Below are 19850 nucleotides of genomic sequence, written 5' to 3'. Positions count from 1 at the left end.
GGAGACGCGGCATGGACATGTCCAAATATCGCGCTCTTTTCTTCTCCGAGGCACGGGAGCACCTCGCCGGAATGGGGCGTCTGCTGGTGGCCCTGGAGCATGACAGCCGGGATGTGCAGACGGTTGAAGCCCTTTTTCGCGAGGCACACTCCATCAAGGGGATGGCGGCCTCCATGGGGTATGACCGGACCGCCGAGCTGGCGCACGGCCTGGAAGATATGCTTGATCGCTGTCGTGCCGGGGGAGAGGTGCCGCCCGCACGTGTCGACCGGTTGCTGCAGGGCCTTGATCTGCTGGAATCGCTGATCAACGACCTGGACGCCGACCAGCCTGAGAGGGAGATCGGTGATTTTCTTGCCGAACTGCAGTCCGCAGAGCAGACCGGCGGCAACCCTGACGAAAAGGTGTATGCCCAGCAAATTTCGCCGCCTGGTCAGAAGGAGGCCGGCGAAAGTGCTGAAAAAGCTCAGCCTGAATCCGGGCGAACGGGAAAAGCGGTACCGGGGAGCGCTAAAGAGACTCCGGAGCCGGAGCCGGAGCAGGAGCGGAGCCTGAGGAAATGGGATGTGCGGATCGAGCTTGCGCCCGAGACAGCCATGCCGGCGGCCCGCCTGCTGTTGCTGCTCAATCGCATCAAATCCCGCGGCCGCATTCTGGCCTGTTCCCCCGATGAAAAATCCCTTCAGGATGGCGGAGCGCATTTCCGCGTTGATGTGCGTCTGGAGAGCGGCGATGACGACTCTGCCCTGCGCGATCTTCTTAAAAGTCATTCCGAGATCGGGCGCCTTCAGGTCGCCCCTCACAAGCCGCCGGTCAGGCGTGCCCCCTCGCGCCGAGCCGATCAGGCGCGCACCGTCCGGGTGCGCACCGAGCTTCTCGACCATTTCATCAACCTCGCCGGAGAAATGATCACCCAACGCCACCGCCTGCACAGCGCCCAGAAGAGCCATGACTGGGAGGATCTGCGCGGCGGCATTGACGGCATGGCGCGGCTGGTGACCGACCTGCATCATCATATCCTTAAAGTGCGCATGATGCCGCTGGAGAGCATCACCGGCCATCTGCCCCGCGTGGTGCGCGATCTGGCACGCAAAAGCGGCAAACAGGTTTCCTTCACCCTGAGCGGCGAAGAGATCGAGCTTGATCGCGCGATTCTCGAAGAGTTGGCCGATCCCCTGGTGCACATGGTGCGCAATGCCGTCGATCACGGCATCGAGCAGTGTGGTCGCGTCCGCATCGAGGCGCGGCGCGAGAAGGATCTCGTGGTGCTGGATGTGATGGATGACGGACGCGGCATCGATCCCGAAGCGGTGCGTAGAAAAGCGGTGCAGCGCGGCCTGCTCAGTACCGAACAGGTGCGGCAGCTGCCGGAATCGGATCTGCTGCTGCTGGTCTGCCGCCCCGGGTTTTCCACCGCAGAGGCGGTCACCGATATTTCAGGCCGCGGGGTCGGTATGGATGTGGTGAAAACGGTGGTGGAGGGCTTCGGTGGCACATTGGAGATTTTTTCACGACCGGGCAAGGGAACCCGCATCCAGCTCAAGCTGCCCCTGTCGGTGGCGATCATCCAGCTGTTGCTGGTGCGCTGCGGGACACAGGTGGTCGGATTGCCCATTACCTGCGTGCAGCGGCTGCTGACCCTGCCCCGCGACCAGATTCAATCCAGCGGCAAGCGGCTGGCGGTGCGCCTCGATGACGGAATCGTGCCGCTTTTATCCCTGCGTAAAATTCTGCAGCTTGAAACCATCCCTCTGAGCGGTTCCATCCCTGTGGTGGTGACTGAAATGCGCGGGCGCCGCATCGGCCTGGTGGTCGACGCACTGGCCGGCCAGCGCGAAGCCTTTGTCAAGACTCTGGATTTTCCTCTCAACCAGATTACAGGCGTCACCGGAGCCAGCATCCTCGGTGACGGCCGGATTCTGTTTGTCATCGATCCGCGCCAGATGCTTGAAGGCCGGGCGATGGCCCCACCTCAGCGTGCAGGAGCTTCCGTATGACGTTCGAACAGCTGAATGCGAGACAGACCGACGCCCTCAAGGAGATCAGCAATATCGGCATGGGGCATGCCGCCACCGCACTGTCTCAGCTGTTGGGGGAAACGGTGATGCTGAAGGTGCCGCGTGTTACGGTGACGGAATTTTCCGCCGTGCCCGAACTGATCGGCGGTGCGGAAAAGCCGGTGGTGGGGATCATTCTGCGCATTCTCGGCGACGCCTGCGGCAGCCTGCTGCTGATCTTCCCCTGCGACAGTGCTTCGCGCCTGCTGTCGGGGCTTCTGGGGCCGGGCTGCGGCGAAGGTGAATTCAGCGAGATGGATATTTCAACGCTGAAAGAGGTGGGCAATATCGTCGCATCGGCCTATCTTTCGGCCCTGGGGCAGATGCTCAACCTGTCTCTGATTCCCTCGGTCCCCGCCATGGCGTGCGATATGGCCGGTGCCGTGATCGATCAGGTCCTGGTCGAACTCGGCGGCTCCACCGATATGGCCCTGATGCTGGAAACGCAGTTTCATGGCGGCGGACAGAACCAGGATGCCGTGACCGGTCACTGTTTCGTGTTGCCGGACCCTGACTCGCTGCGTGCCATCTTCCAGGCGATGGAGGAGCTTTCATGAACCAGCGGCTGCGGATCGGCATCGCCGAAATGCACTGTGCCCGCGCCCCTGGGCTGCTTGTGACCCATGGACTCGGTTCCTGCCTCGGTATCACCCTCTACGATGCGACGGCCAAGATCGGCGCCATGGCCCACACCCTCCTTCCTGAGCCGCGTCCCGGCGAAGAGCCGACGCGCCCCGCCAAATTTGTCGTAACCGCCGTAGAGCAGATGCTGGTTGAGCTGGCCGGCATGGGGGTCGTGCGTGAGCGGCTGGTGGCCAAGCTGGTGGGCGGCGCCAACATGTTCGTCGCGCTTCAGCCTCCGTCGCGCGAGCTGATCGGCGAGCGCAATGCACGTGCCGCACGGGAAACGCTGGCCGCGCTGAATATCCCCTTGGTGGGAGAGGACACCGGCGGTGAACATGGCCGCAGCGCCGAGTTCGACCTGAGTACCGGGGACGTTCGCATCCGCACCTTGCGCGCCCGCGATTGTCGCGCGGTTTTATGAAGATGGCGAAAAGTGCCCCTTGTCATGGGAGCTGGAACCCCATGCTGAACGGGTGCATTTTAAAAAAGACTCGTTTTTACACGCCATCCGTTTTAAAATCTCCTCCTTAGGTCCAAAAAGACAAGGAGGATTTTTTATGTCCAGAATTCTGGCTCTGCTGCTCACGGCCCTGTTGCTGCCGATGAGCGTCTGGGGCGCATCTGAAGAAAGCATTTCCCTCAGCGATGTGGTAAGCGCACTGGAAACCCCTTTCAAGGGAACCGATCCCGCCGCGGCCATCTACGATTTCGAAGCCGATTTCTTCCAGGAGTCGCGCATTGCCTCTCTTGACCGCGCGCAGCGGGGGCGCGGTTCCGTGTGGTTCAAGTTCAACCGGACTGTCAGCCGCGAAGGCAGCAATCCCATGTTCCGCTGGGAATACCGGCAGCCCACGATGCAGGAGATCGTCTGCGACGGCGAGACGCTGTGGGTCTATCTGCCGGAAAACAACCAGGTGATTCAGTCCGACATCTCCTCGGTCACTGGTCGGGCGGCGGAAAATCCGGTCACTTTTCTCACCGGACTGGGCAATCTGTCACGGGATTTTTCCATTCGCTGGGCGTCGCCCAATCGCGATGCCGAAGGAAACTTTGTGCTGGAACTGCAGCCGCGTCGCGTCTCACAGCTCGTCTCCAGCATGCGCATGGTGGTCGACAAGGATGTCGTAAGTGACCAGCGCAACCTCTCCGGGGCTTCAGGCGTCCGCCACGAGCAATTGTTCCCGATTCTGTCTACCACGGTTCACGACCCCAACGGCAATTCCACCGTGATCGAGTTCAGCGGAATCCGGGTCAACCGCGGGCTGAGCGATTCCTTCTTCAACTTCATCCTGCCCGCCGACGTTGAAGTGGTGCGCCCGGAAGATATGCCCGGGTTCTGATCTGATTTTCAGACTAGCTTTTCAGGAGAAGAGACATGCCGAGTTTCGATATCGTATCCGAGGTCGATCCGCAGGAGATCGACAACGCTGTCAATCTGACCACCAAGGAAGTGGCGCAGCGCTATGATTTCAAGGGTTCCGACAACGAAATCACCTTCGACAAGGATGCCATCACCATCCTGGCCGCCGACGACTACAAGCTGCAGGCCATCATCGACATCCTCAAAGGCAAGCTGGTGCGCCGCAACGTTTCCCCCAAATGCCTCGATCCCGGCAAGAAAGAGCCCGCCTCCCACGGCGCTGTGCGCCAGCGGCTGGCCATCGTGCAGGGGATCGACAAGGAGAAGGGCAAGCAGATCGTCAAGCTGATCAAGGACACCAAGCTCAAGGTGCAGGCCCAGATCATGGAGGATCAGGTGCGGGTCACCGGTAAGAAGATCGACGACCTGCGCGAGGTGATCGACCTGCTCAAGGGGCAGGACCTGGGGATTGAGCTGCAGTTTGTCAATATGCGGTCTTAAAACTTCATTCAACGGAGAGGCGCGGAGGAAAAGAGAGACGGAGAGAAAAGCAGAGGCGAAAATCGAAGATTAAAGCATCAACACCAAGGGATCGGGGACACCCATGCCAAGGGTCTTTGTCGCCAGGGATGGCGACAAGAAGCCCCAGGGATGGGTTCATGCGTCCCTTGGCATGGGTGTCCCCGGTCCCGGCTCGCGGCGTTATTTTAAACTAACCGCAATCGTATAGCCCCTCTTTCTCTCCCTCTCCGCCTCTTTTTCCTCTGCGCCTCTCCGTTAAATATTCAGGTTTCAAGATGACAAAAAATTTGTACGACAATATTCGCGACATTATCGAAGGCGGTGGGCGTATCAGCGATGAACAGGCGCTGGCGCTGTTCGAGGATGATGACCTGCTGGCGGTGGGCGAGTTGGCGGCGCTCGCCAACCGGCGCAAAAACGGCGACAGGGTGTATTTCAATGTCAATCGCCACATCAACTACACCAACCTGTGCGTCAACCGCTGTACCTTCTGCGCTTTCTGCCGGGAAGAGGGGGAGGACGACGGCTACACCCTGAGCCTCGATGACATGCTGGCCCGTGCCGCCGAGGCCCGTGCCGCCGGTGCGACCGAGATCCACATGGTCGGCGGGCTGCATCCGGAGCTGCCCTACGGCTTCTACCTCGATATGCTCGCCGCCATTCACACCGCGGAACCGACCCTGCACATCAAGGCCTTCACGGCGGTGGAGATCGATTATTTTGCCCGCCTGGCAGGCAAATCCATTGTCCAAGTGGTGGAGGATCTCAAGGAGGCAGGCCTCGGTTCTCTGCCGGGGGGCGGCGCCGAGATTTTCAGGCAGGAGGTGCGCGACCGCATCTGTCCGGAGAAGATTTCAGGGGAAAGGTGGCTGGAGGTGACCGAGCAGATTCATCAGGCCGGGTTGAAAAGCAACGCCACCATGCTGTTCGGCCACCTGGAGACCCTGGCCGATCGGGTCGACCACATGAGCCGTTTGCGGGCCCTGCAGGATCGCACGGGCGGCTTTCAGGCCTTTATCCCGCTGGCTTTTCAGCCGGATAATACGCGGGTGCCGGGAGCACGCGGGGTCGGGGGCGTCGATGCCCTTAAAACCCTAGCTGTCAGCCGCATCTACCTCGACAATTTTCAGCACATCAAGGCCTACTGGGTGATGCTTGGCCTCAAGATCGCCCAGGTGGCGCTGGCCTTCGGCGTCAACGACCTCGACGGCACGGTGGTTGAGGAAAAGATTGGCCATGACGCCGGCGCCGATTCGCCCCAGGCGATGCAGAAAGAGCAACTCTGCGCCCTGATCCGCAAAGCCCATCGGGTTCCGGTCGAACGCGACACTCTCTACCGCGAAATCTCAGCTGCTTAGACCAGTTCCCGCTCGAAATTGAAACTCGACGTCTGTGCCGGCGGGCGATCTTCCGCATAGGCCGCCAGAATCTGCTTGCCGCGCGGGGAGAAGGCGCCGACGTGGGCGAGGTCCACCACGAAGCGCTCCGTCCCCGTGGCGCGCAGCTCCGCCAGGTGACCGATCAGTGAAAAGTCCGTTTCCGAGCTGATGGTGGTCAATCCCCCGCGGCTCTGGACGATATATTTTTCGTCGCGATCGGAGACCACCGGCCGGTCCGAGCGCACCCCCTTGATGTGAATGCGGGACGTGATCAGCGGAATCTGTCCATGAACGGTGATCGCGGTCTCGACCCCCGTGTCGCGGCGCAGCAGCGCGGCCAGGTTCTCCCTGTCATCCTCCGGGTAGAGAGTCACTTCCCCGATCCCAAGATCCTTCCAGGCGGAGACGGCCTGCGTGTTGAGAGAAAACAGCCGGTATCCGGCCGTCAGTTTCAACGTCTCCTGCTCCCTTACCCCGTTGAACAGCTCAAAATGCCCGAGATTGTTGAGCCGGAAAGAGTGAAAGCCGGCAGAAACCAAGGCGTGTACCGCATCCCTGGCCTGCTGCCAGGTTGTATCGAACAGGATAAAGGGCAGATCCCAGGTCACCTGCTCGCGGCGATTGCGCAGTTTCGCGACGCCGGCGGCGATATCCGCGGCGCGATGAGGGACCAGCGGCACGATGATCCGGTCGACCGCCGGATCGTTGAGCAGGTGAAGGTCGCGTAAAGACCCCAGGGCGACAGTCAGCCGTGCGTTTTTGGCGGGCGCAGCTTCTTTTTCAGGCAGCAGTGCGGCCTGGGCTTGTTCCAGATGTGAACGGCGCTGCTGCTCCCGGTCGCGGGCGATGAGCCCGGCCAGTTCTCCGTAGAAGGTCCGTCGGATTTCCTTGAGCTCCCGCGGCGGGATCACGACCGGCGGCAGATCGGCAGTGTGCAGCTCCGCCAATTCCAACGGCGTATCTCCTCCCCGTGCGAAAACTTCCTTGAGCGTCTCGGTGTTGAGCGGATTGTTCTGCGCCTCAAACGAGCTGACGTCGAAAGAGCGCTCGAGGGTAACCTCGCCGCTTTGCGCTTTCAGCTGCAGCTGCCCGTTCTGTAATCTGACGGACAGGGAGACCGGCAGCGGCCGAGGCGGCGCACCCTTCAGGCGGCGTCGGCATGCGGCGTCACTCAAGGTAAATGCCTTTCGGGAAGAAACCTTGAACACCGCGTCGCCTTTTTTGAATCGATTCTCGAAGGGGGAGGGCACATTGACCAGGGTGCCTCCGGGGGCCTGCTTGGCGGAGCGCTTGCCGATACTCAGCGTCTTGACGGTAAAGGCGGTGCCGGCCTGGTCGCTGTGCGGCTGGACCCGCAGCCGGTCGCCGATATGCAGGGCGTCGCGCGTCTTGAACGTGATGGAGCTTCGGCCGGCGGCGCTGATTTCACCCAGAAAGCGCCCGGTGGCGCCTTTGACCGAGGGTACCGCGATATCGGTGGGGCGCGGGCCGGTGAGAAAACCGCGCGTCGGCAGCCGTCCGAAGGAGAGCTTGAGGGACTGTTTGGCTTCGCGGACCGCCTCCTTGCGTTGGGCGGGGGCGGCGTCAATGACCTGGCGGTAGGCGCCAACCACTGCCGCCACGTACTCGGCGCTTTTCATGCGCCCTTCGATTTTGAGGCTGCCGATCCCGGCAGCCATCAGCTCCGGCAGCAGGTCGATGGCGCACAGATCGTTGGGCGAGAAATAATAACCCTGCTGCTGTTGATAGCGGTAGCGCCGGCGGCAGGGCTGGGCGCAGCGACCACGGTTGCCGCTCTGCCCGCCGAGCCAGGAGGAGAAGTAGCACTGGCCGCTGAAGCTGAAGCATAGGGCGCCATGGACGAAATGTTCCAGCTCGAGGCGGGTCTGCTTGCGGAGGGCGGCGATCTCCTCCAGCGTCAGCTCACGCGCCAGTACCGCGCGGGAAAACCCGAGTTTTTCCAGGGTGCGCACTCCGGCCGCATTGTGAATTGTCATCTGGGTCGAGGCGTGCAGGCGCAGACCGGGGAAATGGGTGCGGGCCAGCCGCCACACCGCCGCATCCTGAACGATGACGGCATCCACACCCTGGTGCTCGAGGTCGGCCAGGGTGCGGACGAGGGTCGGCAGTTCGGCTTCCTTGATCAGCGTATTGAGGGTGACGTAGATCTTGCGGTCGCGCTCGTGGGCGTAATCGAGCATGTGGCCGAGATCGTCGAAGGTGACATTTTTGGCCTTGGCCCGGGCGCTGAATTCAGGCAGTCCGCAATACACCGCATCGGCGCCGTTTTCCATGGCGGCGAAAAAGGCTTCCAAACTGCCCGCGGGAGAAAGAAGCTCCGGCCTGGAATCAGATCCACGGCGGGAGGTCGATGCTCGACTCATTCAGTCTCGCCCCCGTTGGCGGCGCCATCCAGCAGTTCGCCCATGCGCTTGAGATCGGCGCCGGAGAGATACTCGCCGTTGATCCAGTATTTGGGGGTACCGCGTACACCGAGCTTCTGCACCACCTGCAGATGCTCACCCAGGCGGCCGCTGTCCTGGTATTCCGGCAGCGGCTGATCGTCATAGCGCCCGGCCATGACATCCTCATAGGCGTCGGCCGGATTATCGGCAGAGAGAATAAAGCGGACTTTCTCATCCGCCTCGGGGTGCATTTTCAGAGGGAGGAAGAAGATATAGCGGGTGACGTCGTCACGCTGGCTCAGAAATTCGCTCCCTTTGCGGCAGAATGGGCAGTCGGGGTCAGTCACTTCGATCACGGTGTTTTTCCCGGTGCCGATTTTAAGGGCTTTGCCGAGATCGATCCCTTCGATGCGCTGCTCCATGGCCTGAGCCTGCCGCTCGCGGGTGAGGCTGCGCCCCTTGGGGTCGAAAAGCTCGCCCAGGAACAGTAGCTGCGCTTCGGGAGCGAAGTAAACCACGCGGTCGGGAGTGACCACTTCAAATACGCCGTCGATGGGCGTGGTGTGGATCGATTCTACCGGCATGGTTGGAAAGGTTGCGTTCAGGGCCTTGAGCGCCTCGGCAAGATCGTCGTTTCCTTCTTCGGCGCCGATGGCCGCAGGCACAGGGTTGAGCAGGACAAAAGTGAAAATAAGCACCAGCAGGGATTTCATGCGATGGCTCCTTGATCTTTTGATTTTGTAACTGATCAGCATGGGAGTGACGACCCCGCGGCGGATATTAGATACTATGGCGCAAGGATAGCACAGGCCGTGCTGCGGCGGAAATTGGAATCAGAGAAGTCCCCGGTCGGCCAGCGAAACATAGCGCCCACTGCCCACCACGATGTGGTCGAGCACCCGCACGCCGACCAGTTCGCCCACCTCTTTGAGCCGTTTGGTGATGTCGAGATCCTCGCGGCTCGGAGTAGGGTCGCCGGAAGGGTGGTTATGAACGAAAAGCACGGCGGAGGCCGATTCGCGGATCACCGGCGCGAACACCTCCCGTGGGTGAACGATGCTGGCCGTCAGGCTCCCTTCGGAAATAGGGATTTCCCGGATCAGGCGGTTCTTGCTGTCGAGCAGCAGCGTGTAGAAGACTTCGCGTTTGTGATCGCGCAGCCGCTCGTGGAAGGCGTGGTAGACATCGGCGGAACTGGTGAAGCGGTCGCCGGGGCGCATGCGCGCGTCGCTGAAGCGGCGCGCGATTTCAAAAACAGCTTGAATCTCTGCCGCCTTGGCCGGCCCAATCCCCCGCAGCCGGCAGATTTCCGAAACTCCGGCTGCGGCCAACCCCCGCAGTCCGTCGAAGGTGGCGAGCAGCTGGCGTGCGTGATCCAGGGCGCTGGTGCGGCTGCCGGCATCGCCGGTGCGCAGGATCAGCGCCAGCAGTTCGGCGTCGCTCAAAGCCTGGGCGCCACGGCCAAGCAGCTTCTCGCGCGGCCGCTCCTCCACAGGCCAGTCCTTGATACGACGGCCAACCTCGTTCTTAGTCATGGATTTCCCCTTCATTCGACATTAAAAGACAAGGATTTAACGCAGAGACGCAGAGATGGTGCGGAGACGGAGAGGTTGTATGATTTCAGGGGACGGGAAAGAGTGCTTTTTCGTTAGTCTTTTTGATGCATTTTTTTGAGATGTTTTCTCGCCTTATCCTCTCCGCCTCTGCGACCTCTTTGCGCCTCTCCGTTGAAAAATTTTTCAAAAATTAGCCCAACAGCCGATTGCTGTCAATCTTCATTAACCGAGCAGCAGCTTGAGGGCGAAGAGGAAGACGGTGATCGAGACGACTTTTTTGGTCCAGTCGTGCCCTTTGCTGATCGCCAGCCGCGTGCCGAGCCAGCCGCCGAGGGCGTTGCCGGCGCCGAGGGAGAGGCCTAGCGGCCAGTTGACCTGGTCATGCACCACGAACACTGCCAGCGCCAGTACGGTGAAAACCAGCACCACGAACACCTTGATGGCGTTGATGCGCACCAGGTCGAGGCCGTGGGCGAGCAGGCCGGTGATGATCAGAAAACCCACCCCCGCCTGTACGAAGCCGCCGTAGATGCCGATGAAGAAAAAGCTCACCACGATGAACGCACCGCGCAGCCGTGTGATGTGGAGGGGTTTGTCGCGCATTTTTTTTGCCGGGTCGACTAGCATGAAAACCAGAATGCCGATCATGATGGCGGCCAGCATCTGTTCGAACAGGCGGTCATCAATGTCCACCGCCCAGCGCGCGCCGAGGTAGCTGCCCGCCAGCGCCGGCAGGGTGCACAGCAAGGCCAGCCCGGTGGGCAGCATCTTTTTGCGGCGGAAACCGCCGATGGCGGTGATGCTCTGGCACAGAATGCCGACGCGGTTCGTGCCGTTGGCGACACCGGCGGGCAACCCGAGAAAGATCAGCATCGGCAGAGTCAGCAGCGAGCCGCCGCCGGCCAGTACGTTGATAACACCGGTAAAGGCGCCGATCAGGAAAAGAGCTGCGGCCTGCAGAACAAAAGGCATGTCCATCAGTTTTGTTCTCCCAGCAGGGTGCGGATCACCTCGCCCGCCATGGTGAGCCCGAACAGGGGCGGGATATAGGAGGAGCTGCCCAGGGGCGCGCGCAGGTCCTGGTAACCAGCGGGCTCCTCGTCGGCGGCAGCGACGGCGGTGCGGCCGGCTTGCAGCGGGCGGAATTCCTCGGTGGAATAGACGACCGGAACTCCGGATTCAATGCCGCGCCTGCGCAGGTTCTTGCGTATGATGCGGGCCAGGCGACAGTTGTGGGTTTTGAACAGGTCGGCCACATGGATGCAGGTGGGGTCGAGCTTGTTGGCGGCCCCCATGGAGGAGATGATCGGCAGTTTCCGGCGCTTGCACTCCTCGATCAGGTGCAGCTTTGCGCTGATGTGATCGATGCAGTCAAGAACGTAGTCATAATGAGGTTCCAGCAGCTGTTCGCTGTTTTTCTCCAGGAAAAATTCCTGCACCGGGATGATCTCTGCCTCCGGATTGATCTTTCTGCAGCGCTCCGCCATCTCCAGCGCCTTGGGGCGGCCGATCGTGTCATCCAGAGCGTGAAGCTGCCGGTTGATGTTGGAGGGGTGAATGGTGTCGAAGTCGACCAGGGTCAGCTGCCCGACGCCGCCGCGCGCCAGAGCCTCTGCGGCATAGCTGCCGACGCCGCCCAGTCCGAAGACGGCCACGCGGGCTGCCGCAAGGGTTTCGAGTCCTTTGTGGCCGACCAGACGCTGCAGGCGATCGAAGCGCGGTTGGGTGGTGAGTTCATCCATGCAGGTCGACTCCATCATCTTGAATATTAACCTGGATTGTCCATGGAAACTTCGGCTGTAACCGGCAATTGCCCACCATCTCAAGCCGTGCTCGCTCCTTGCGCTTCGACGTACTGTGAGTACGTCTGCAGGGCAACTCCCTGTGCTTGACTTGATCTGACGGACACTTGCCGGTTTCGCGACAAAGCTTCATGAATAATCCAGGTTAAGGATACGGCAGGTATTGGCGGTGGTGATGCGGGCGGTCTGTTTAAGGGACCAGCCGCGCAGTTCGGCTGCCCTGCACGCGATCAGCTTCAGCCAGGCCGGGCGGTTGGTTTCACCGCGGTGAGGGTGGGGAGCCATGTCGGGCGCATCCGTTTCCAGCACCAGCCATTCGGCCGGCAGTTCGCACAAAACCTGTGGGGCACGGCGGGCGTTGGGGTAGGTGAGCACCCCGCCGAACCCGAGGGCAAAGTTCATCTTCACGGCCTGCTGTGCAAGTTCGACGCTGCCGGCAAACGCATGCAGAATCCCTCCGACTTCGGCTGCGTTTTCCTCCTTGAGAATCTCGAACAGCCGTCCGAGGGCCTTGCGACAGTGAATAATGACCGGCCGCTGTACTGCAACGGCCAGCCGCAATTGGGCACGAAAGGCTCGCTCCTGCACTTCCATCGGCGGCAGGCCCGGATAGCCGTCAAGGCCGATCTCTCCAATGGCGACAACCTCAGGGCGTTCCAGCAGGCTGGACAGCCGTTGTGCACAGGCAGAATTCCATCGGTGGGCAGCCTGCGGATGAACCCCCGGCGCTGCGAGCGCCCCTCGGGTGACCGTTGTTGCCGCCAGCAGGCCGTCCCAGTTTTCATCCGTCACGCCCGGAAGCAGAAAGCGGGTGACGCCGCATCGGTTGGCTTCGGCAATATGGCGCGCCAAATCCTCCCGCATTGCAGGGTGATCGAGATGAACGTGGGTATCGAACAGAAGAAGCGAATCGGTCATGGCAATGAATCCTACCACAGGAGAATGCGCGCTGAAATGTTCTTTGCAGGTTGCGCCTTTGCAAGGAATGTGGTAGAAAAAACTGATAATTAATCCTATCTAACACCTTCAGGCGGGGCGAACATGGTCACTCAACGTTCCCAGGATCTCAGTTATATCAAGAAAGTCATGCTTTTCACTCACGCAACCGGCTTGGGGGCGGGCGTCGTTTTCCCCTTTCTGGCGCGGCCGCTGCTGGGATCGGTTGCTTATTCCCCGGCGTTCTGGGCCCTCTGTCTGGGTATGGGCTACGTTGTCGGTGCGCTGAGCTTTTTTTTCGTGCGCGGCACGCTTAAAAAGCAGCTGCGCTCTCAGTTGCAGTTGCTCGGGAATATTGCCGGAACGATGGAGTTCTCCGGCGGGGAGTCGGTTGAGACCCTGCTTCTGGCGGAGGAGAATGCCGTCGAACGTGTTCAGCGTCTGGTGGGCGGCACCTACGGCGCCGTCAATGAACTGATCCCGCATTTTCGCACCCTGGCCGATTCGACCCGCTATCTCTCCGACCGTGCCCGTGAGGGGCTGGCCGCGGCGACCGCCTCCAACAAGGATGTCGTTGGCATGATGGAGAAACAGCAGCAGGTTCTTGAGCAGCTCGAAAGTCTCTCTCACCGCTCTCAGGATGAAGCCGCTCTTTCGCGGGAGCTGTCCGCTTCGCTGGAGGAGATGGCCGGTGCCATGGAGCGCACCCGGGTCAAATTCCAGGAGACCTCGCGTATCACCGAGCAGATGACGACCAGCATCGCCAAGGTGCAGAGTCAGGCCGATGAGGTCATCAGCGCGGTGGGCAATACCACTCAGGATCTTGACACTCTGGGAGATTCGCTGGAAAAAATCCGCTGGGGCGCTTCATCGAGTTCCGAGGCGGCCGATCGTGTTAAAAACGACGCACGGGAGGGCCTGGATGTTGTCAAAACCTCCATTGAAGAGATGGAGCGTATCGAGGAAGAGAGCCTCCGCGCCACCGATGCTATGAAGAGGCTTTCGGTGCAGACCGGCGAGGTGGCCAAGATTATCGAGGTGATCAAAGAGCTGGTTTCGGACACCGAGCTGCTGGCCTTCAATGCCGCGATCATCGCCGCCAAGGCCGGTGAAGAAGGAAAAGGATTTTCGGTGGTGGCCGAGGAAATCCGCGACCTGGCGGATCGCACCACCGCCAGTGCCCAGGATATCCATCGCATCGTGCGTGGTATCAGCGGCGATACCCGTGAAGTGACCGCGGCGGTAGACGCCACCGCCAAGCGCATCGCGACCGGCAAAAAACTCTCCATCTCCACCGGCGAGGCGTTGCGCAAGATCATGGCCAGTGCCGTCGACGCCGCCGGGGCGTCCGAGCAGATCGCCCGCTTGACCGGAGAGCAGAACGAACGCGCCCAGGGGCTTCTTGACCAGGCGGGCAAGAACCTCAATGCCGTCAAATCCATGGCCATGGCCATGCAGAAACAGCAGAGCGACCTGCGGGAGATCGAGGCGGGAGTCAACGATATGAAAGGCGCCTCAGACCAGATTGCCCGCGGCATGGAGGAGCAGGTGCGCGCCAACCACGAGTTTGATCGCAGCCTCAACGAGCGTGAGGAACAGATCAAGAAAGTTACCGAATCCACCCGCTACCAGATGGAGGTCTCCAACAAGGTCTCCGAGCATTTCGGGCGATCCGAGGAGCGTCTGCGGCGCAATGCCGAAAAAGCGGCGGGTATTATCCGCAGTATCAGCGAGATGGAACGCCTCACCGACGAACTGCGCGCACTGGCAGAGGAGTTTCGACTCTAGTGTCCCGTGCGGTTAGTTCCATTCATTAATTATGGCCCTTTTGCCCGCTGCCTTCGTTGCGCCTCCTCGGCTTAGCTTCGGCTAGGCCTGCGTCGGCGTGCCTTGCCAGCAGGCAAAATTGCTCAGAATTATCTAAACGAACTAACCGCACGGGACACTAGTGGCCCGTGCGGCGCAGGATCGCCATCATGGGGCACCAGTTGGTAAAGGCGCTTTGAACAAGGTTGAGGCCGACAAAGGCGGTCAGCCACAGCCAGTGCGGGCTGTGAACTGCTGCCAGCAACGCCGTCAACGTCACGAAAGCGCCCGCAACCAGTCGCAGAAGTCGATTGATGGTCGATTGATGGTCATGATCATGGCGGTCTCCCCTTTCTGAAAAAACCTTATGAGTCATCCGATTTTCCCCTTTCTCCAAAGATACAGTCGCGGTTGGCGAATGCAACGGGTTTCCCGGTTATTTACTGTTGAATCTTTCGGCCCCGGGGTGCCCGTTTTCTCCTGAAATCTCCCTTGACCCCGGCCATGTTACGGACTATGTTGCATTAATTGGTGTGACAAGGCGGCCTGATTCGCTGTTATTCAGGCCTCAGACCACGAAAAGATCGGTGCTGCAAAGGAGCTGCCCATGTCAGGAAGAATCTTTAATTGGTTGATCGTTTTGGCTCTGATGGTTTTTATCGCACCTGCAGGGGTGAGTGCGGAAGCGGACCCTCTTGCCTCCTGGACGCCCGATTTCGATCCGAGCGGTGCCGAGTACACTTATATCCTCTCCAATGTCGACCATCCGTCCATCGAGGGGATCGCGGTTGGATATCATATCCGCGATAAAGTGTGGGAACGCTCCAACGGCCGTCTCTTTGTAGATTTTCGTCCGCTGGCGCAATTGGGCGGCGAGCGCGACGTATTGCAGAAGCTCAAGCTGGGGGCGGTACAGGGAATGCTCTGTTCATCGGTGGCGGCTGCCAATCTGGCGCCGGGGTTCGGCATCGTCAACCTTCCTTTCGTGGTCAATACTTTTGAAAAGTTGGAAAATTTCCGCAACGATCCTGAGCTGTTCGAGCCTTTTTCGCAGGCTGCCGCTCCCCAGGGGGTGACCGCGGTGGACTTTACCGGCTACGGCAGCTACGGCTGGGCCTCCACCTCCCCGGTGAGGACTCTCGAAGAAGCGCGCGAGGTCAATTTCCGCATTGCCGAGGCACCGGTCAATACCGATTTGTATAAAGCGTGGAGCATGAAGTTTACCGTCATGCCCTGGCCTGATGTGCCCCAGGCTTTGCAGACCGGGGTCATCGACGGGCTGGACCACACGCCTATCGTGTGCGGCATTACCCGTAAATTCAATATCGCCCGTTATTTCACCCAGGTCGACTATGCGCAGGGGCTTTACATTCACCTGATGAACCGACGCTGGCTTGACCGCTTGCCGGAGGATCTGCGCAATATCCTGCTGGACACCATCCGCGAGGAAAGCGCCCGCGCCCGCAACCTGACCAAGCTTCAGCAGGAAGCGCAGATCGCCGCCGCGCGTGAAAACGGAGTGACTTTTTTCGAGCTTTCCAAAAAGGATCGCGAACGTCTTGAAGAGCTGGCTGCCCCGGTATATGAAAAGTGGGGTAAGAAGATCGGTGAGGATTACCTGGAAAAAGTCCGCACGCGTCTGGGAGATTGAAACCTCAGAAAATAATCTTTCATCACAGGGATCACGGAGTGCACAGAGGATGGCACAGAGAAAACCATAAAAAATTCTCACTTCTTGTCTCGGTGACCTCTGTGTTCTCTAGTGAACGAAGTGAACGGGTGGTTCAAGTTCTTTGACTTATCATTATCGACCGCGGTGGCCTGAAAGCCCCGCGGTCTTTTTTGTTTTTTGGGTTTGCCGCCATGGAACGTTTTTTCGGGAGGGTTGAATTAACGCGCTTGCAGTGTCAATCAACATGGAAAAAGGTTTTTTCAGAACAGGGTTTGTTTTATTCTGTGTAAACTTATTCTATTTCCAGTCACAACAAGCCGTACCCAAGGAGAATGCACGTGAAAAGATGGTTCGTTCTGTCGATTTTTACTCTTGCCCTTTGTTTTGCTTCCGTATCGGGGGGGCTTGCCCAGGAGAAGACCGATCCGCTTTCGGGGTGGAGACCTGCGTTTGATCCGAGCGGTGCGCAATACACCTATATCCTGTCCAACATCTCCCATCCGGCGATGGAGGGGGTCGCTGTAGGCTACCGCATTCGCGACAAGGTGTGGGAGCGCTCCGACGGGCGTCTTTTCGTGGATTTCAGGCCGCTGGCGCAACTGGGCGGCGAGCGCGATGTGATCGGCAAGCTGCGTCTCGGAGCGGTGCACGGCATGCTCAGCTCCTCGGTGGCTGCCGCCAATGTGGCAGAGCGTCTCGGGATCGTCAATCTTCCCTATGTGGTGGATACCTTCGACAAGCTCGAGGCGTTCCGCAACACCCCCGAACTGTGGGAGCCGTTTCGCGACAGCGCCTTGGGCAAAGGGGTCATGGTCGTAGATATCACCAATTACGGGCCGTACGGCTGGGCGACAACGGTGCCGGTGCGCACCTTTGACGAGGCTAAAGGAGTTAATTTCCGCATAGCCCAGGCGCCGGTCAACACCGATCTGTACAAGGCGTGGGGATTGAAATTCACCGTCATGCCCTGGCCCGATGTGCCGCAGGCCTTGCAGACGGGGGTGATCGACGGCCTCGATCATACCGCTATCGTCTCCAACATCACAAAAAAGTTCACCATCGCCAAGCATTTCACCGAACTCAACTATGCCCAGGGGCTTTTCGTTCATCTGATGAACAAGCGCTGGTTTGATCGCCTGCCGCAGGACCTGCAGGAGATTCTGCTGAATGTGATTGCAGAGGAGAGCGCCGCAGCCCGCGAGGCGACCCGCCGGCAGCATGAGGAACAGCTCGCGTTGGCGCGGGAAGCAGGAGTCAGCTTTCACCCCCTGTCCGCAGAGGACAAGGCACGGCTTATCAACCTGGCCGAACCGGTGGTGAGCAAGTGGGGCGAACGCATCGGCCCCGACTATCTTCAAAAGGTTCGCGAGACTCTTGGCAACTGATGTCCGACTCTAGGAGGCTGTCGGACTTCCAAAATCCGACAGCCTCCTATATAATGGCCGAAATTTCTGTGACCGGGGGCTCTGACCCCCGGTCCTTTTTTGAGGTCCGTTTTGAAAAAAGTTTTCCGCATCATTGACCGAACTCTGGCGTTTGTGGAGGAGTGGTCGCTGTTTCTGGCGGTCATGGTGGCGCTGTGCACCGCCATGGCCAATGTCTTGCTACGCAAATTCACTGCCGACATCAACCTCTACTGGTCCGATGAGGTGGTGCGCAAGGTCATCTACTTTACCACCTATATCGGCTGTGTCGCCGCGGTGCGCTCCCGCGCACTGATCCGAATCGATGCCATCCCGCAGCTCTTTCCCGTCACCAAACGTTTTTTGACCCTGGTCAGCCATCTGGTCGTGCTGGTGTTCTGCGGTCTGATGATCCACCTTGGCGGGCAGATGACCTGGTTGATCTACCAGGATGAATATGCACGCACAACCAGCCTGCAGATGCCTGAGTGGATTCTCTATGCCGTGCTGCCGCTGATGGGCGTGATGATGTTTGTCCGGACCCTGCTGGTGATGGTGGAAGACTGGCGCGGGGAGAGGTTCTGATGGAAGGCGGCTATCTCATCATCCTTGCGCTTCTTCTTGGTCTGCTTGGTGCCACGGTACCGGTGTTCATGGCTTTGTTTTTCACCGGCATGATCGGCCTGGTGTGGCTGGTCGGCATCGATCCACAGATTGTCATTGAAGTTCTCTATCGCAGCATGGACAAGTTCGCCCTGGTCGTGGTGCTGTTTTTCGTGCTGTGCGGCAACATCATGACCACCGGCAGCATTGTCGAAAAACTGATCAAGGCGGCCAACTGCCTGGTGGGATGGTTGCCCGGCGGTCTGGCCATGGCGGGGATTCTCGCCTGCGGCTTTTTCGGCGCCATTTCCGGTTCCACCGTGGCGACGGTGGTGGCGATCGGCGGCTTCATGATTCCAGCGCTGGTTAAAAACGGCTACGACGAGCGGTTTTCAGTGGGGATCATGACGACCGCCCCCATCCTCGGCGTCATCATTCCTCCCTCCATCGCCATGATTCTTTACGCCATGGTGTCCAATGATGCCCTGGAGTCGCTGTTTCTGACAGGGTTTCTGCCCGGCTTGCTGATTATGCTGGCCATGTCGCTCTACGCCTACATCGTCTGCAAGCGGCAGGGGATGCAGCCGCCGCCGCGGCCGAGCGCGAAAGAAACTTTCAAGGTCATGCGCGAGAGTGCCTGGGCGCTTTTTCTGCCGGTTCTGATTTTCGGAGGGATTTATTCCGGGTTTTTCACCGCCAACGAGGCGGCGGTGGTGGCCTGTTTTTATGCCCTGTTTGTTGAAATATTGATCCACCGCGACCTCAAGCTGCGCGATGTGAAGCAGGTCGTGGTTTCTTCTGCTGTGACCTCCTCGACATTGCTGGTGATTGTCGCCGGCGCATCGGTTTTCGGAGAATATCTGACGTTTGAGCAGCTCCCCGACAAGATCGCCAATGCGGTGGTGGCCAGCATTCAGTCTCCCTGGGTCTTTCTGCTGGCGGTCAACGTGCTGCTTCTGCTGATCGGCATGTTCATGGACATCATCTCCGCGACGCTGATCCTGACGCCCATCTTTCTGCCGCTGCTGGCCAAATTCGGCATCGACACCATGCATTTCGGCCTGCTGATGACCATCAATCTCGGTATCGGCTACTGCACACCGCCCTTGGGGGTGAGTCTGTACATTTCAGGCGCGACCGTGGATCGCAACCTGCTGTATGTCTCGCGCGCCGTCATGCCTTTTCTTCTGATCCAGATCGCCATCCTGCTGCTGCTGACCTTCTGGCCCGACCTGGTGCTGCTGCTGCCGCGCCTGGTGTATGGTTATGGAAGCTGATCTTTGCCGGAGTTCATTCATGAATGCAAAAGTTCTCATTCCCCTCGACGATTCTCCCACAGCGGAAGCCACTCTCGACTATGTGCTGGCCCATCCGACGCGTTTCGCGTCACCGCTGATTCTGCTGCACGTGGTCGACGTGGATCGGCTGGCGTATCGGATGATCCCGGATTTTCAGCTCAATATGGTCAGGGATCGGGCACGTCAGGCGGGTGAGGACTTTCTGTCCAGGCAGCTGCAGCGTGTCACCGCCGCAGGGCTGCAGGCCAGAACCCGCCTTGAGACGGGCAGCCCGCGTAAAGTCATTCCACGGGTGGCTGAAGAGGAAGAGGTGGGGATGCTGGTGATCGGCCGCAGCCACGCCGGCGAGATCCGCGACGTGCTGTTCGGCTCGGTCACCAACTACGTGCTGCACCAGGTGCGCTGCCCTGTCCTCCTGGTCTGATCA

General features: G+C 59.8%; 19 protein-coding genes. 12 read left to right on the top strand and 7 right to left on the bottom strand.

All coding sequences use genetic code 11. The features are described 5' to 3' along the window. Nucleotides 1-11 precede the first annotated feature (11 nt). From GSUB_RS15800 to mqnE, 6 genes are all read left to right on the top strand, one after another. On the top strand, nucleotides 12-1997 hold the full coding sequence (locus GSUB_RS15800) for a chemotaxis protein CheA (RefSeq protein ID WP_040201692.1): 1986 nt from the start codon (nucleotides 12-14) through the stop codon (nucleotides 1995-1997). Beyond that, entirely contained in the window at nucleotides 1994-2614 is a 621-nt protein-coding gene (locus GSUB_RS15795) for a chemotaxis protein CheC (RefSeq protein WP_040201691.1), read from the top strand. The genes GSUB_RS15800 and GSUB_RS15795 overlap by 4 nt, the downstream gene beginning before the upstream one ends. Next, nucleotides 2611-3102: a chemotaxis protein CheD gene (locus tag GSUB_RS15790; RefSeq protein WP_040201690.1), complete on the top strand. Its 492-nt coding sequence runs from the start codon at nucleotides 2611-2613 to the stop codon at nucleotides 3100-3102. Before GSUB_RS15795 ends, GSUB_RS15790 begins: the two co-directional genes overlap by 4 nt. 136 nt (nucleotides 3103-3238) lie before the next feature. Next, a complete protein-coding gene (locus tag GSUB_RS15785) occupies nucleotides 3239-4021 on the top strand; it encodes a LolA family protein (RefSeq protein WP_040201689.1) in 783 nt (260 codons plus the stop codon). A gap of 35 nt (nucleotides 4022-4056) precedes the next feature. After that, nucleotides 4057-4542 carry a YajQ family cyclic di-GMP-binding protein gene (locus GSUB_RS15780; protein ID WP_040201688.1) on the top strand — a complete coding sequence of 162 codons (486 nt, stop codon included), beginning with the start codon at nucleotides 4057-4059 and terminating at the stop codon, nucleotides 4540-4542. Nucleotides 4543-4838: 296 nt separating this feature from the next. Next, nucleotides 4839-5921, top strand: a complete 1083-nt coding sequence (gene mqnE, locus GSUB_RS15775) for an aminofutalosine synthase MqnE (protein WP_040201687.1) — start codon at nucleotides 4839-4841, stop codon at nucleotides 5919-5921. Here the strand turns inward: mqnE and GSUB_RS15770 are convergent. The 6 genes from GSUB_RS15770 to GSUB_RS15745 all read right to left on the bottom strand — a co-directional run bounded on the left by GSUB_RS15770 (nucleotide 5918) and on the right by GSUB_RS15745 (nucleotide 12623). Continuing rightward, on the bottom strand, nucleotides 5918-8326 hold the full coding sequence (locus GSUB_RS15770; RefSeq protein ID WP_040201686.1) for a U32 family peptidase: 2409 nt from the start codon (nucleotides 8324-8326) through the stop codon (nucleotides 5918-5920). The two genes, mqnE and GSUB_RS15770, sit on opposite strands and share 4 nt — an antisense overlap. Then, on the bottom strand, nucleotides 8323-9060 hold the full coding sequence (locus tag GSUB_RS15765; protein ID WP_052465005.1) for a DsbC family protein: 738 nt from the start codon (nucleotides 9058-9060) through the stop codon (nucleotides 8323-8325). Before GSUB_RS15765 ends, GSUB_RS15770 begins: the two co-directional genes overlap by 4 nt. A gap of 120 nt (nucleotides 9061-9180) precedes the next feature. Further along, nucleotides 9181-9882 (bottom strand): RadC family protein, encoded by a 702-nt coding sequence (gene radC, locus GSUB_RS15760; protein WP_040201685.1) that lies wholly within the window; start codon nucleotides 9880-9882, stop codon nucleotides 9181-9183. A gap of 243 nt (nucleotides 9883-10125) precedes the next feature. Continuing rightward, on the bottom strand, nucleotides 10126-10881 hold the full coding sequence (locus tag GSUB_RS15755; protein ID WP_040201684.1) for a sulfite exporter TauE/SafE family protein: 756 nt from the start codon (nucleotides 10879-10881) through the stop codon (nucleotides 10126-10128). Continuing rightward, entirely contained in the window at nucleotides 10881-11645 is a 765-nt protein-coding gene (locus GSUB_RS15750) for a tRNA threonylcarbamoyladenosine dehydratase (RefSeq protein WP_040201683.1), read from the bottom strand. The genes GSUB_RS15755 and GSUB_RS15750 overlap by 1 nt, the downstream gene beginning before the upstream one ends. A 189-nt stretch (nucleotides 11646-11834) precedes the next feature. Further along, on the bottom strand, nucleotides 11835-12623 hold the full coding sequence (locus GSUB_RS15745; protein WP_040201682.1) for a TatD family hydrolase: 789 nt from the start codon (nucleotides 12621-12623) through the stop codon (nucleotides 11835-11837). A 123-nt stretch (nucleotides 12624-12746) separates the two neighbouring features. On the opposite strand from GSUB_RS15745, the gene GSUB_RS15740 reads away from it, so the two are divergent. Then, the gene (locus GSUB_RS15740) at nucleotides 12747-14429 is read left to right on the top strand and encodes a methyl-accepting chemotaxis protein (RefSeq protein ID WP_040201681.1); all 1683 of its coding nucleotides are present in this window, start codon (nucleotides 12747-12749) and stop codon (nucleotides 14427-14429) included. Between the two features lie 157 nt (nucleotides 14430-14586). Here the strand turns inward: GSUB_RS15740 and GSUB_RS15735 are convergent, their stop codons facing one another. Beyond that, nucleotides 14587-14823: a YgaP family membrane protein gene (locus GSUB_RS15735; RefSeq protein ID WP_040201680.1), complete on the bottom strand. Its 237-nt coding sequence runs from the start codon at nucleotides 14821-14823 to the stop codon at nucleotides 14587-14589. A gap of 231 nt (nucleotides 14824-15054) precedes the next feature. Here GSUB_RS15735 and GSUB_RS15730 point away from each other — a divergent pair, with 231 nt between their 5' ends. From GSUB_RS15730 to GSUB_RS15710, 5 genes are all read left to right on the top strand, one after another. After that, entirely contained in the window at nucleotides 15055-16098 is a 1044-nt protein-coding gene (locus GSUB_RS15730; RefSeq protein WP_040201679.1) for a TRAP transporter substrate-binding protein, read from the top strand. Nucleotides 16099-16451: 353 nt separating this feature from the next. Next, nucleotides 16452-17504 carry a TRAP transporter substrate-binding protein gene (locus GSUB_RS15725; RefSeq protein WP_040201678.1) on the top strand — a complete coding sequence of 351 codons (1053 nt, stop codon included), beginning with the start codon at nucleotides 16452-16454 and terminating at the stop codon, nucleotides 17502-17504. A 111-nt stretch (nucleotides 17505-17615) separates the two neighbouring features. Further along, complete coding sequence (locus GSUB_RS15720) at nucleotides 17616-18107, top strand: TRAP transporter small permease (protein ID WP_040201677.1); 492 nt, start codon at nucleotides 17616-17618, stop codon at nucleotides 18105-18107. Next, nucleotides 18107-19402, top strand: a complete 1296-nt coding sequence (locus GSUB_RS15715) for a TRAP transporter large permease (protein WP_040201676.1) — start codon at nucleotides 18107-18109, stop codon at nucleotides 19400-19402. Before GSUB_RS15720 ends, GSUB_RS15715 begins: the two co-directional genes overlap by 1 nt. Before the next feature lie 19 nt (nucleotides 19403-19421). Further along, nucleotides 19422-19847 (top strand): universal stress protein, encoded by a 426-nt coding sequence (locus GSUB_RS15710; protein WP_040201675.1) that lies wholly within the window; start codon nucleotides 19422-19424, stop codon nucleotides 19845-19847. Nucleotides 19848-19850 lie beyond the last annotated feature (3 nt).

It is taken from the genome of Geoalkalibacter subterraneus (genome assembly GCF_000827125.1).
In the GTDB taxonomy this organism is placed as follows: domain Bacteria; phylum Desulfobacterota; class Desulfuromonadia; order Desulfuromonadales; family Geoalkalibacteraceae; genus Geoalkalibacter_A; species Geoalkalibacter_A subterraneus.
This window is presented reverse-complemented; position numbering and strand designations above follow the sequence as displayed.